Source organism: Algoriphagus aurantiacus, from assembly GCF_035156405.1.
In the GTDB taxonomy this organism is placed as follows: domain Bacteria; phylum Bacteroidota; class Bacteroidia; order Cytophagales; family Cyclobacteriaceae; genus Algoriphagus; species Algoriphagus aurantiacus.
In genome coordinates, this window is sequence record NZ_JAXRUT010000012.1 from 67,507 (window position 1) to 82,484 (window position 14,978).

At 39.5% G+C, this 14,978-nt stretch carries 7 protein-coding genes; 1 reads left to right on the top strand and 6 read right to left on the bottom strand.

The annotated features are described in order from the left end of the window. The first annotated feature begins 15 nt into the window (after nucleotides 1-15). Nucleotides 16-1,458 (top strand): sulfatase family protein, encoded by a 1,443-nt coding sequence (locus SYJ56_RS13185; RefSeq protein ID WP_323834791.1) that lies wholly within the window; start codon nucleotides 16-18, stop codon nucleotides 1,456-1,458. Nucleotides 1,459-1,460: 2 nt separating this feature from the next. Here SYJ56_RS13185 and SYJ56_RS13190 read toward each other — a convergent pair whose 3' ends face one another. The 6 genes from SYJ56_RS13190 to SYJ56_RS13215 form a co-directional block, all read right to left on the bottom strand. Further along, on the bottom strand, nucleotides 1,461-3,332 hold the full coding sequence (locus SYJ56_RS13190) for an FAD-dependent oxidoreductase (RefSeq protein WP_323834793.1): 1,872 nt from the start codon (nucleotides 3,330-3,332) through the stop codon (nucleotides 1,461-1,463). A gap of 3 nt (nucleotides 3,333-3,335) precedes the next feature. Continuing rightward, complete coding sequence (locus tag SYJ56_RS13195; protein ID WP_323834795.1) at nucleotides 3,336-4,190, bottom strand: ROK family protein; 855 nt, start codon at nucleotides 4,188-4,190, stop codon at nucleotides 3,336-3,338. 503 nt (nucleotides 4,191-4,693) lie between these two features. Next, on the bottom strand, nucleotides 4,694-6,298 hold the full coding sequence (locus SYJ56_RS13200; protein WP_323834797.1) for a SusD/RagB family nutrient-binding outer membrane lipoprotein: 1,605 nt from the start codon (nucleotides 6,296-6,298) through the stop codon (nucleotides 4,694-4,696). 1 nt (nucleotide 6,299) lies between these two features. Then, nucleotides 6,300-9,365 (bottom strand): SusC/RagA family TonB-linked outer membrane protein, encoded by a 3,066-nt coding sequence (locus tag SYJ56_RS13205; protein WP_323834800.1) that lies wholly within the window; start codon nucleotides 9,363-9,365, stop codon nucleotides 6,300-6,302. A gap of 461 nt (nucleotides 9,366-9,826) precedes the next feature. After that, the gene (locus SYJ56_RS13210) at nucleotides 9,827-11,410 is read right to left on the bottom strand and encodes a SusD/RagB family nutrient-binding outer membrane lipoprotein (RefSeq protein ID WP_323834802.1); all 1,584 of its coding nucleotides are present in this window, start codon (nucleotides 11,408-11,410) and stop codon (nucleotides 9,827-9,829) included. 28 nt (nucleotides 11,411-11,438) lie between these two features. After that, entirely contained in the window at nucleotides 11,439-14,756 is a 3,318-nt protein-coding gene (locus SYJ56_RS13215) for a SusC/RagA family TonB-linked outer membrane protein (RefSeq protein WP_323834804.1), read from the bottom strand. Between the last annotated feature and the right edge of the window lie 222 nt (nucleotides 14,757-14,978).

Here is a 14,978-nt window from a genome sequence, read left to right on the forward strand (position 1 = left end):
TTAAATTCCCAGTCTATGCGTTTTATTCACTCGATTTCCCTTTTTTCATTTCTCATTACGCTGGTATATTGTACTTCTTGTGAAACAAAAACTGAAGAAAAGGAGATAACTTCTGCTCCTTCCAAACCCAATATCGTCTTAATTTTTGCTGATGATATGGGTTATGGCGATTTAGGAGTGTACGGAGCCACAGAATGGAAAACTCCAAATCTCGACCAACTTGCAGCTGATGGTGTTCGGTTTACCCAATTCTATGTGCCCCATGCAGTTTGTTCTGCATCTAGGGCAGCACTTTTAACAGGAACATACGCTAATAGATTAGAGATTTTTGGAGCTTTGGACCATACTGCACAGCATGGTTTGAATCCTGAGGAAACGACCATCGCAGAGATGCTAAATGCAAATGGCTATGCCACTGGAATGGTAGGAAAATGGCATTTGGGGCATCGCGCTCCTTTTCTCCCTACCGAGCAAGGATTTGATTCCTATTATGGGCTTCCATACTCCAACGACATGTGGCCGCATCACCCTGAAGCTAAGGATTATTATCCCCCGCTTCCTTTATATAGAAATGCTGTCGTGATCGACACACTTGACGATCAAAGTATGCTTACTACTAATTACACAGAAGAGGCTATCAAGTTTATAGAGGAAAGTAAAGATAAACCCTTCTTTTTGTACTTGGCACATAGTATGACCCATGTACCACTTTATGTTTCTGATAAATTCAAAGGCAAATCTAAACAGGGTCTTTACGGTGATGTGATGATGGAAGTGGACTGGTCTGTGGGTCAAGTAAGAAAGAAAATAGAGGAATTAGGCCTTGCCGAAAACACGATTATAATTTTCACTTCAGACAATGGACCCTGGCTTTCTTACGGAGGGCACTCTGGCAAAACTGGAGGGTTAAGAGAAGGAAAAGGAACTTCTTGGGATGGCGGCATCCGTGAACCAGGGATCTTTGTTTGGCCTGATCATTTTCCTGCGGAGAAGGTAGAGGAACAAGCTGCTATGACAATTGACATTCTTCCAACTTTAGCTGAGATCACGGGTTCTCAACTCCCTGAGTTACCAATCGATGGTAGAAGTATCTTATCTATGCTGGAAGGGAAAGACTTGGAACCAAAGCCCTATTTCGCATACTACAACAGAAATGAGTTGCAAGCAGTAATTTTTGGCAAATGGAAACTTATTTTGCCTCATGACTATAGAAGTATCCCGGAAGGAACAACTATGAGGAACGATGGGATTCCAGTAAAATACCACATGCTGAAGTTGGAAAAAGCAGCACTTTATGATCTTAGTAGTGACCCCAATGAGACGACTGATGTATCAGGAAGTAACTCTGAAATCTTGGCAAAATTGATTCAGTTTGCTGATGAGGCAAGAGCGGATATGGGTGATGCCTTGACAAAATCTGAAGGAACTGGATTAAGAAAGGCAGGAAGAGTGGAATAAACTCACTTGCTTTCAGTTAATACCCTTCCTTGCCAATCCACTTCAATAGAAAAAGGATCCAATAACTCATCCAGCAAAACTGAAACTTGCTGTCTATTGAGTTTGATTTCACTGGTAAATTCACCGGCTAATCCTCTCCGTTCCCACGCTTGGGCTATGACCAATAAAGCAGTATTCGGCTGAATAATTTCTACTAGATTTTGAAAGCTTCTCCCCGTCAAATACGCTCCAGAAGCTCCCCAAAAATCTGTTAAGCTTGGATATAATGGTCTCAATCCATCGACTAATTCATATTCGGTTACCCTTCGATCCGGATAAAACCAAGTTTGATTTGCCCAGAGATAAGGCACTCCTTCTCCTTTCAACACCCCTGTAGCTCCGATTTTCTGCATTGCTTGAAAATGTTCGTCCTCAGGCCTCATATCCAAAAAAGGCATGATATAAGCATTCTGATCCAACAGCAACTGTTGCACTTCGCGGATGGAAACGTCTTCCAATTCCTTCTTTTCTCTGACCGCTACTGATGCTAAAATCCCGGCAGCATGACCAATACCCAATACCACAGGTTGAAGTCTTGTGGCACCATTCACAATATTCGATACCGAAATACTCTTTTCTGCAAGAATCAAAGCTGGATGATCTTTTGGTATCAATGCTCCTAAAGGCACAGTATAGGAAGGCACTCTAATCTTAATAAAATCAATCGCAGGAGCTTCAAGGTTCTTTTTGTGGTGATGATCTATTGTATAATCTCCAACCACAACGCCAGTGCGATAAAGTGGACTAGGCGCTTCATAAGGAGTTCGTACATAGGGCAATGTAAAATCAACCAATCCATAATACCTTCTGGACTCGCGATGGTAGGGAATCATCGGTAAATTATCTCCCGTCGGATATTCATCCTCTGCAATTCCCAAATGCTGATAGCCAAGATCATGTTGGATGTAATAAATAAACCTTAGGCTTGCTTCTTTTGCTGCTTTTAAAGCTGCCCTACGATCCTCAGGATTCATCTCAACCATGTTGATATAGTAGTCATTTCCGCAATTCGGCCAATTGATCATGTATTTACCATTCGGGAGCTTGCCATAGTTAAGCATCTTATCACAATCCAATGTTGGAGCATTATTCGATATAGGATCAGCATGGGAACAGGCACATGCAAACTCTTCAGGATCATAATTGGAAGGCTTCCGAATAGTTTTATCCGCACCTTTCCCGTAATCCTGAAGTGTCACCACATATGTCAGATCCTGGATGATAGTATTACTATTCACTGGCGCAAAGGTTTCCCCAATTTCATCTCTGGCATCCATACCTAATCTATAGGGCAAGCCCTGAGATGCAGCTACATCTCCAAGTTCGGTCGCATCAATTAACATAGGGGCTATCACTTCATAAAGTTGCCCATTCTTATAATAAGAAACCGTCCAGCCTAGTTCAGAATAACTTGCAGATTTCCAATTACTATTAAAGGAAACTGTCAAATCATCAACTGACTTTGTCACTTCCTGAAGAATTTGGTTTCCTACTTTGGGTTCGAAAAGGGTGTTACTCACCCAGCCAGTTGCTAGTTTTTCAGGTCCTCCATAGTATTCTTCCAATTTCGATTTGAATTCACCCCAAATGCCTGATGGAAGCTTGTGGTTTCCATCTATGGCTGAAACTCCAGCTGATGTGAGCATTCCGCCTAGCCAAGTAGTAGGCTCAATAATTAAAGTATTGGTGCCTAATCTACCGGCTGCAATTCCTGCTGCTGTCCCGCTTGCTCCACCTCCTACTATAATCAAATCGTACTTTTCCTGTGCATAAATGGATGATGACAAAACACATAGGAAAACAACAACGAACGTTTTTAATTCAATTGACTTCATACATCACTTTTCTAAAAAAGGCAAACAAGCTCCGATTAATGCTGCCCTTTCTCCCAATTCCGAAATAGTAAAAGAAACCGGATAGCCCATTGTTTCCAAATAACTCTGTGTTGAAGGAAGGTAGTTTTCTGACGCCAGACTTATCTTACCTCCCAGCACTACTCCTTCCGAATGTAAACGGATCAAATACGGAAATAAAAACTCTCCCAATGCTCTACCAAACGTTTCAAAAATATTTTTGGTGGCATCCAAATCAAAATCAGGCGAAAGAAGATCCTTCACTCCTGAAATCTCCAATCCAAATTTTTCAAAAGCATACTTTTTGAACCAAGCAGTTCCCAAATAATCCTCAGCAATTCCGTCTCGAAATGGTGCTGTCCAAAGCTTGGCATCTTTCACCACATCATGGATTTTAATAGCAGAACCGAGTCCTGTCCCTAAGGTGATCCCAATAGAGTTTTGAAAATCTCTACCTGCTCCAGCATAACTTTCACCAGATAAAAATGCCTCAGCATCATTAGTAAAAGCTATTTGGGATGCTGGGATACCCAAACTTTCTGCTAATAAATTTTTCACAGAAAGCTGATATAGCGAAGCCATTTTACCTTGTTCCTTAATCAGAGATATTCCATTATCGTAATCGTAGGGTCCCGGCATGGCAATTCCTACTTGATAGTTTATAGATTCTCCCGCGGCTTTTCTTACAACCTCGGTCCAAGCTGAAATGATAGCTTCCTTGGATCCGAAAGTATCTACATCAGCTTCCTGAAAGCAATCAAAAGAAGCCACTCGATCTCCTAAGATTACTTTTGCCGCAGAGATATGTGAACCTCCGATATCTACACCAATCAATTTCATAAGCTACAGCTCTTGAATAAGTACAATAGGTTAGAGCTATCCTTTATCTCTTCCTCTAAATTTGGGAAGCAATTCTCAAAATCCCATTTGATACCTTTCATATGATTATAATTTGTCCTTTAAAGGCCATATGGAATCTCGCATACAATATAATCATCCCAGTGTGTGACGTTTGAGTCATGCTCGATTTCATCATTTCAAAATTGTTTAATGGCTTTACTATTGATCTGGTAATTTCAGATTATTGACTTGATAAATTTAATTCATAATGAACTAAGATAGATATAAATCAATCTCAAGCATCAAGCTTAAAACACCAGTACTATTTCCATCAGCAACAGAGCCTAAGTCATGGCATTTTGATAAAAGATAAAACAATAGAAACTAAAATAGAACAACGTGTTTCATTAATCCAAATACGTTTTAAAAAAGGATAGAGGCTTTGAACTTAATCAAAACCTCTATCTAAAGACTCTAGTTATAATTTAGTTGAATGAAAGGAATTAATTATCTACATCCCACCATACGTTATTAATCCAAGTATCACCTCCCATATTAGAGATTGCATTAGCCAGTCCTTGAGGATTGGTAGTGCTTTCTGAAGCAGGGTAAAGTTGTCTTCTTGGGATTTGACCTGATGAGAAATTACCAGTATAATTTACTGCGTTCAATTCAGGATAACCCGATCTTTTCCAGTTATTCCACGACTCCACAAAGTTGGCTAAGATACCTGTGGTAGCCCAGATCTGAGTATTGATCATTTCCAGGGATGCAGATGTGCTGCTAGTATCCAATGGATTTGCAGCTGCAAAATCTGAAGCCTCTGATGCAGAAACTGATCCTCCACCGAATTTACCAATGGTGGTCATAGCTCCTTCCAATCCAGATGCATAATAAGAAGACGCAGTACCTGGGACAGAGAAGCCTCTCGTAGCTGCATCAGCTAGTAAAAACTGGATCTCAGCGTAAGTCAAAATGAATACCGGTGCATCTCTATCTCTATAGATGGCTGTAGGTCTAGAATACTTACCAATAGGAGCGACATCATCACCAGAACCTGTAGGTCCAGGATAATTTGGAGCGTTGGTGATATCTGTAGCACCACCTCTTAGATCATAACCATTTGGCATTCCAATCTGAGCACTAGGATCGTTATTTCCTTCTGCTCCGCCATTTCTATTAGCTGCAAGTCCCGGCTCTGGAACTTCAGAAATGATAGGCAAACGAGGATCATTATTAGATTTAAGGAAATCAATCATTTTCTGTGACCAACGTACCTCGTATACATCATCAACTACATTCAATGCGTTTGCGCTAGAATTAGCATATCCATTATTTTGATCTGACACCAATACTGCTTCGTCATCTGTAGATGTAAAAACTCCGCCAGCAATAGCTTTCTGCACATAAGACTGAGCAGTAGATGGATCGACCTCAACTAATCGCATTGCCATACGCAACATGATAGAATAGCCTAATTTTTTCCATTTAACTAAATCGCCTGAATAAAGTACATCGTTTTTGATTTGATCACCTGACTCATTAATAGCAGAAAGTGCTCCTTCAAGACCCGATAGCATTGCCATATATGCTTCAGATTGCGAATCATACTTAGGCTGAGTAATTCCAGACTCAGCCTGTAATGCTTCAGAATATGGAAGATCGCCATACACATCAGAAACAAAAGAAAGAGTCAACACCTTCCATATTTCACCTACAGCGACCAAATTGGAAAATCCCTTCTTTTCAGCAAGAGCCTGCATCTGATATACTCTTGAAGCTGCAGAGTATCCATCATTCCAAACACTTTGGATATAACTATTGGTACTTCCAGAAGCTACATACTTATCTGCATTTGAATAGTAATTTGCTCCTCCTGTAGAAGTAGAAGCCATTACCTGTACCCACATACTTTGGAAAAGAATTGCTCCAGTATAACCGGTCATCATATTACCATAGTTATACGACACTGTCGGTAAGATCAAGTTAGGATCAAAGACATTTCCATCTGCACGGTTTGGATCTGTATTGATTTCCGCGAAATCACCGTCACAGCTAGATACGGCTAATAAAAAACCCGTAAGAAATATGCTTATATATTTTTTCATATTAATTCAATTTGAAATTAAGGTTAAACCCAAAAGATCTAGTGCTTGGAAGGTTTCCACCTTCAATTCCAGTGTAGCTAATATTTGAACCAAAATTAGCTTCAGGGTCTATATTTTTAGCTTTACGCATCAAGAATCCTAGGTTTCTTCCCACTAGAGATGCACTTAAACCTTTCAAGATAGGAGTATTTCCAAACCATTTTGCAGGAAAGGTATAGCCCAATGTCAACTGTCTCAACTTAATGAAATCGCCATCCACAACACTGGTACTTGTCACATTTTGCGCCAAAGTTCTATAATACTCTTCTGCAGGTGCAGTTACTCCACCATTAGATACACCTGATTCTCTACCTTCTAGGGTAACTTGGTTTAGGCCTCTGAAAATTGAGTAAAACTCAGTAGCAGAAAGCACTTTGTTACCAAAGTTGTAGTCTATCAAGAATGAGAACGAAATACCTTTGTAGTTCAATTCGTTATTCCATCCACCATATAATGTTGGCAATACTGTACCCATATTGATCAATTCTCCACGAACAGGAAGTCCTGCCTCATCCACCATGATACTTCCATCAGTATTATATGCATAATCATATGCTCTGATCTGAGGGCCTGATTCACCTACCACATAGGCGGTTATTGCATTTCCTAGAGTACCTCTATTTTGTCCCAAGTTGATAGGATTGTTATTCGGATCTGTACTTAGTATTTCATTCTTGACATTTGACAAGTTGAATGATGACTTCCACATGAAGTTTGTGGTTTGAACTGGCGTACCTGTCACCAACACCTCTAATCCCTTGTTACTAGTTGATCCAGTCGCTACCACTGAGCTATTGAAGCCAGAGGTGATGCTCAAATTGGCATTCATGATCTCATTGTGCGTTTCCTTCTGATAATAAGCTATATCAAAACCTAATCTATTGTTGAAGAAACTAAGATCAACACCGAATTCGACTTCACTAGTAGTAAAGGGCTTAAGATTCAAATTAGGAAGAGATGTTGGAGACGATCCTGCCGGTACACCATTGTATGAATTTGCAGAATTGTAATAGAAAGTACTTTGATACGCATCAAATGGCTCACCGCTAGTTACTGCATAAGATGCTCTCAATTTACCAAAATCCAGAGCAGGCATATCAATTAATTGATCGAACACAAATGCTGCTGCTACTGAAGGTGAGAAAATGCTATTGTTGTCAGTTGGCAATGTACTATAGACATCATATCTACCAGTGGTAGTCAACGTCAAGATATTGTTGTAGCCAATTCCAACAGAGTAATATGCAGATTGAACTTCTCGCTCGTTATAACCATATGATCTAGAGAATGCCTCTACGTTGAAAGGAGAATACAAGTAAGGAAGTACGAAACGGCTTCCGCCTACACCTACTGATTCAAACTTGTTATTTCTCATATTTGCGCCTGCAAGTACATCTAGATTTAGCTTACTTGTCAAATCAAATTTACCACCTACAATACCGTCTATGTTTGTTTCAGATATAGTGGATTGCCCTCTTGCATTTAACCCCCCTTGCAAGTTTGCAGAATAGGCAAGTCCGGAAGGATCTATACTAAAAAAATCATCGTTGGAAGCATCATTCCCCAGCCTTATCATTGCAAAAATATCCTTAGTAAAACTATATTTTGTAGAAATAGCAGAGATTGTTCGTTTTCTCCCTACATCATTAATCCCTTGATTGACAATAAAATAAGGGTTTGTTACATAGATATCATCACTAAACACTGTTTCAGCACCATTATCTAAATTATAACCAGGTGCGAAAATACCTTGGCTAATATTTGGTGCCAGAAGTAAAAAGTTGTTTGGATTCTTAGGTCCATCACTTAGGTTAGGCACATTTGTAGATTGTTGATCAATGTAATTGATCATTGCGGTTACATTCAATTTATCAGTAATGTTTTGCTCTACATTCAAATTGATTGTTAAACGATCCACACCACTATTAGGTACAATAGATTTAGCATCTAGATTAGACACAGACATTCTGAAAGATCCGTCGGTTCCCAATCCTTTAGAGATCGATACAGTGTTTGTAAAGTTTGTTCCGGTTCTGTAAAAATCGATGTAGCGATCATTAGAAGGAGAATATGGATACTGGTTTCCGTCAAAACCAATGACCTGGCTACCATCCATTCTTGATCCCCAAGCCAAACGTCCTGTGGTCTGAGCATCAGTAGCTGTAGTCGGTTTCTGACCTCCAGTACCTTGACCATATTCCTGCTGAAAATCAGTAAAATCCACTGGATTTTCAGCCATATAGTTCATAGTATAGTTCAAAGACCAATCGCCACCTTTAGCTCCTTTTTTGGTAGTGATCAAAATGACACCGTTTGAAGCTCTGGAACCGTAAAGTGCAGAAGCAGCCTGACCTTTCAAGACTGTCATTGTCTCGATATCATCTGGACTCAAGTTACCAATACCGTCACCACTATCTGCGCCACCCCACTGTCCAGCAGAGCCTCTTTGGGTGTTATCCATAGGAATACCGTTGATCACATATAATGGAGACCCAGTACCGCTGATACTTGGCAATCCTCTTAATGTGATCTTAGAAGTTCCACCTGGACCACTGTTAGTTCCCTTTACCACCAAGCCTGCAACTCGGCCGGCTAGGGAGTTAGCCACATTGGTTTCACGAGCTGTAGTTAAGGATTCACTCCCTACTTCAGTTACTGAATAACCTAAGGTCTCCTTTTCCTTGCTAATGCCTAAAGCGGTCACTACCACTTCAGACAATTCACTGGCATCTTCATCCAGTACAACGTTCAGTTCAGTCAAATTACCTACCGGAAATTCTTGCGAAGCAAATCCGATAAACGAAAAAACCAAAACAGAACTGGGACTTACAGAGATCGAATACTCACCGTCTATGTTGGTGGTGGTCCCTGTCTGATTACTTTTGTCCAGGATAGTCACTCCTGGCATAGGCAAGCCGTCCGTCGATGCGGTGACGACGCCTGTGAGCATTCTCATCTGGTCTTGAGCATTAGCCGAGAGGCTCAACATCATAACCAGAGCAAATGCTATTAGTAACAATTTTCTCATAGTGTGGAATTAGTTGTTAGAAATAATTAAAAGAAATTTGTGTTGGCTTTTATGCCTTACCTAAACACCAGGCAATAAAAGTGAGGATACATTAAAATCATAATTATGATTAACCTGTGCAACTTTAATTAACTAAGTAGAACCTGTACAGTTTTGTAGAACCTGTACAGTTTTATCTACTTTTAAAATCCCGTTAGGTAAAGCTAAAAATTTCAAAAAACTATTCAAAAACTATTCGACGATATTTTATCACAAAAGCCAATCATTTTTTTAATTTTTTTAAAAAAGATCAAGTTTGTAACTAATTATTTTTTAAAAAATATTCAAATTTCTCATTACATCTCTCCCTTTTACCAATTCCGTGTCAATCTTAGACCTCCTAGTTCTTTAAACTATTAAATGGAAAAAAGCCTCTCATATAAATGAGAGGCCTTTGTTTACTACTATAACCCAATCTAATTCTAATTCATATCCCAGAAAACCGTATTGGTCAACTTATCCTGTGGCTGAACCACTGAGTAGTTTTCCATATTATATGTTTGCTCAGATCCTGGATACATCCAACGTGAAGGAGGAAGATTTTGCTGGTTTGAATTATCAACCCAGAAATCCAATTCTACCTTACCTAGTCTTCTTAATTCATGCCAGTTTTCGTTTGACTGAACAACATTGAAGTGAAGCCATTTCTGATCTGCGATGAGAGACAATTTCTCATCCATACCGGTGGCAGCACCCCAAGCAATTTCATCCATAGCTAAATAATCTCTAAAAGATCCATCAGTCGGTTGCACTGGTACAGGAGACTCAGCATTATTTGAAATGCTTCTCAAATAAAGGTAAAAACGAATTGACTGGTTTATAGCCTCCTCATAATGTGATTTTGCCTTAGCATCTTGTCCTTCTTTCAAATAGTATTCTGCCGCCATCAAATGAACCTCAGATGCAGTAATAAGGATACCTGGAAAATATTGGTTTCTGCTGATAGTTGAGAAATTGTAAACACTCAACGTTTGGGTTAGCACTAAAGCATTTTGTTCTGTAGGGTTCATCAATGGATCAAGCCCCATATATTCGCCTTCTGCTTCAAGTCCCGGTTGAAATACATAAGTCAATCTAGGATCTTCATTACCTACCATATGATCCAAAATTGCCTTGCCCGCAATATTACCGTCCCAATCTTCCAAACCACTACGGAAATCATTTCCACCAATCACTGTCCCTACAGAGTAAATATCCCACATGACATTACTTTCATTATCTGATACAACAGGAAATTGTGAAGGGTTAGACAAAATAGAGGCAATTTCAGATTTAGCTCTAGCGCTGAATTCGGGAGTTCCACTTACCCTAGTCAGCATTCTTAATCTTAGCGAATTGATATACTTTAACCACATATCAATGTCCCCGTTATTAACCAAATCTTGGGTTTTGAATTCCGCCTCAGTCGCAGCATTTATGCTTAAAGAACCCATTTCATCTGCAAAGCTCGCCAAATCATCTAGCATTGCACTGTAGATATCACTGGCTTTATCATAACCCGCATAGGATTTAGAATAATCTCCACCATTTATACTAAGCATACCTGCTTCAGACCAAGGAATATCACCATGTAAATCCACAATTTGCTGGGTATGATCATAGAAATAAGTTGCCGCGGCCATCATGAATACCCGATTCTCTTGCTTTTTCTCATCAGTTAACCCATCATACACTTTCTGCAGCTCTCTGTATTGAGCCATGAAATTGTAGAAATTGTCCCATCTGTCATTTACTGCAGCAGAACCAGGAACATACTGGTTTTCAACATTTACCCATCCTACTGCCTGAGTATATCTGTTAGACGTGATTCTTTTGATCACAAAGTAATCCCAATAAGACGGTAATACAGATTGGCGGTTAGACATAATCATACCAGTAAACTGCTTTCCTACTGTAGTACTAGCGAGCTTGGATGGATCAGAATAATCATCTGCAAAGTCATCTATTGTACAGCTAGTTAAGCCGCTGATCAATAGGGTGTATATAAATATTTTCTTAAAATTCATGTTCATATGTTTTTAACTTAACCAACAATTAGAATTTAGCTCTTAACATTACACCATACGTTCTGGTAGCTGGATTTGTACCCGCACTAGTCAGCGTCTGAGTCCATCTTGATCCACCTGTTAATACTTCTGGATCTAGGTCCTTTATATTTCTATACAGGAAAAACAAGTTTCTACCATACACAGATAAATTGACATTGGAGGCTCCGATTTTAGAAGTGATGTGATTTGGTATTGCATAAGCCAAAGACAATTCTCTCATTTTGATGTAATCATTATCCTGGATATACAATTCATATCTCGATTGGCTATACTGAGGTCCACCCCAGTTATACGTATTCCAATAATAGTAAGCCTGGGAAATCACATTGGTGTTAGTAGAGCCATCAGCTGCTACACCATCCATTAGCATACCATCATGATACACAGCTTCTCCATTAGGACCCTGAGCTGTAGAATGAGGCACACCTACACCTTGTCCGTCAGCATTTTGGTAGTAAGCCAATCCTCCACTAGCTTCATCCATATAGTTCAAACTTTCCTCTGTTAGACCACGGCTGATCATCCAATTGATCCCTGTAGGCATTACACTACCGCCGATCTGGAAATCCATCACAGCTGATAAACTAAAGTTTTTGTAATTGAAATTATTGATGATGCCACCCACAGCATCAGGCATAGCATTGCCTACTTGCACCCAGTTCTGATCATCGATCTTGTATAAGCCGTTTGGTTGAACAATTTTGTCTCCATTGTCGTCAAGTGCAATAGGTCTAGCGTAGAAATCACCCATTGGACGGCCTACTACAGATCTAAGCTGTGCCGCATTTCCGTCATAATCAGCATGCAATAGTTCAGAAGCACCGTTTGCTAGCTGCTCTACTTTGTTTATGTTTCTAGCTAAGTTAATAACTGCATTCCACTGGAAGTTTGGCGTTGCAATGATGTCACCAGTCAACTGAATTTCAACTCCAGTATTTCTTAATGTACCAATATTTGTAAGTACTGAACGAGCTCCAGACGTTGAAGGCAAGGTCAATGGTAAGATCTGATCACGAATCTGCGCATTATAATAAGATATATCCAAACCAAAACGGTTGTTAAAGAACCTAGTATCTAAGCCAAATTCAAACTCATGCTTTTGTTCCGGCTTGATTAAGTCATTTCCAAAAGATGAAGGCAATTCAGTATAAAGCACATTGGCTCCACCTGTTTGCTGTACACCCAAAGTATTCTGAGTATAGGCAATATTCGCTCGATAGATATCAGGATAATTACCAACTATCCCCCAAGAACCTCTCAACTTTGAGAAAGTAATAAATTCAGGTAATGTAAATGCGTCTGAAATAGCAAGAGCTGTATTGACAGAAGGATAGACAAAAGCATTATTATCAGGATTCATAGTAGAGATTCTATCTCTTCGAATTGTACCTTCTACAAACCAAATATTTTTAAAGTCAAAGTTTGCAGTACCAATAAATGCATCAATAGTTCTGTATGAACGGTCGGAGCTATTATTAGGAAGGTTTGTTGAAGCAACTACATCAAAGAGGTTCTCAGTACTCAAACCACCATTAGTACTTCTACCTATGCTGCTGAAACTTTCAGTTCTTGCTGTATAGCCTGCCATCGCACCTATAGTAATCTCATCCGTTATTGCTTTCTTATAATTAAGCATCAAATCACCGTATAGTATGCTAAATAATTCAGTTAACATACCAAATGATCCAGATGGACCAAAGGCTAAAGGTCTTTCTGTTGCATTTTTGTCTTCGGAATATCTGCTGGTGAAATCTGTTGAAATACGTGCTCTCAAATTCAAATCAGTTGAAATCTGAAACGTATTGGTCAAACTTCCAATCACTCGATCACTAGTTTCTGAGGATTGATTTTTATTAACTCTCCACACATAATCCGCAATATCTCCTCTGAAACCATTTCCAGTAATATTTTCATCAGGAGTCAAACTCTGGCCATTGCCTGTCACAAAACGATAACCTCTACTAGTCTGATATTTGTCTAAGTACCAAGCTCCATTATCAAAACGGGTCATCATACCGCCGAAATTATTGATCATACGATCAATTGAGTAAGGACGGTTTTCAGTGTTCTGATTGATATAGTTAATCATCAAATCAGTCTTTAGCCTTTTGCTAACATTATAGCTAGCGTTAAGGTTAACAATGTTCTTGCTGTTTTTAGAATTCAAACTCAAAGACTCATTGTCCTGACGTGTCAAAGAAAGACGGAAGTTTGAAATATCCGTAGCGTTGGAGATGGCAACGTTAACTTGAGAACTTACTGGACTATTGAATAATGCAGCATAATTATCCTCCTGAGCAACATAAGGTCTTGAAATACCATCCCATGCCAACATAGGCTGACCATCAAACTTAGGACCGAAGTTAACAGTAGCATTAGGAACAGTACGAATGCCATTTTCGGTATAATTAAAGCCATCCTCAGCCTGTCCCAAATCAGCAATATGCGAATGTATGCCAGGCCCCCGTACATTTTGGTATCTTGGCAAGTACGCAATATTATCTACAGAAAAATTGGTATTAAAATCTACTTGCATGCCATTTTTGCCTGCCTTACCTTTCTTTGTAGTAATCAATACAACGCCATTCACAGCTTCGGATCCGTACAAAGCGGCAGCAGAAGCACCTTTTAAGATGGAGATATTATCGATATCAGCAGGGTTGATATCCAACAATCCATTACCTCTCAAACGCTGATCTCCCCAATAGTCATTATTGGTTACTTCTTCATTTCGAATCGGAACACCGTCCAAAACAATTAGAGGCTGGCTTTTACCTGTAATAGAGTTAATACCACGAATTTGAATATTGACAGCAGATGTTGCTCCACCTGCACTAGTTTGGATTTTCACACCAGCAGCCTTACCATACAAAGCAGAAGCTACGTTCGGTGTACCTACTTTTACCAGGTCGTCAGCATTAATTGTACTAGTAGCATATCCCAGAGACTTTTGTGCTTTGTCCATTCCGAAGGCGGTTACTACAAATTCAGAAAGTTCGCTAGCATCCTCCTTAAGGGAGATATTGACTTCTGTTTGATTTCCAACTGTTATTTCTTGAGTAGCATACCCAATAAAAGAAAAAATAACAACTGAATTTGGTCCTACCGAAATAGAATACTCACCATCTACATTTGTAGTGGTACCGGTCTGGTTTGTCTTGTCCAAGACTGTGACGCCAGGCATTGGAAGACCGTCCTCTGTCGCGGTCACTACTCCCTTTAATATTCGCTGCTGAGCTTGAGTTGATACCGAGAGGCTCAAAATCATGACCAGAGCGAAAGCAAATGATAAAACTTTTTTCATAGCTGGTAATTTGAGGTTAACAATAATAAATACTTAATGCCATGCTCCATCGTCCGATTTTCGTGATGAATTGCTGGTAGAGGTTGTTCCATACTAGTTTGATTGGAGTTTATGATAAAATTATTGACGCCAGCACTCCAGCAATTTTTCTATGTATCACTGCTCAAGAAGTTTAGCGTCTCATAAAGCTAGAAAAAACATATTTCTATCAAAACATCTAAC

Coding starts and splice junctions, on each gene's coding strand:
- SYJ56_RS13185 (WP_323834791.1), top strand. CDS start 16: ATGCGTTTTATTCACTCGATTTCCCTTTTTTCATTTCTCATTACGCTG.
- SYJ56_RS13190 (WP_323834793.1), bottom strand. CDS start 3,332: ATGAAGTCAATTGAATTAAAAACGTTCGTTGTTGTTTTCCTATGTGTT.
- SYJ56_RS13195 (WP_323834795.1), bottom strand. CDS start 4,190: ATGAAATTGATTGGTGTAGATATCGGAGGTTCACATATCTCTGCGGCA.
- SYJ56_RS13200 (WP_323834797.1), bottom strand. CDS start 6,298: ATGAAAAAATATATAAGCATATTTCTTACGGGTTTTTTATTAGCCGTA.
- SYJ56_RS13205 (WP_323834800.1), bottom strand. CDS start 9,365: ATGAGAAAATTGTTACTAATAGCATTTGCTCTGGTTATGATGTTGAGC.
- SYJ56_RS13210 (WP_323834802.1), bottom strand. CDS start 11,410: ATGAATTTTAAGAAAATATTTATATACACCCTATTGATCAGCGGCTTA.
- SYJ56_RS13215 (WP_323834804.1), bottom strand. CDS start 14,756: ATGAAAAAAGTTTTATCATTTGCTTTCGCTCTGGTCATGATTTTGAGC.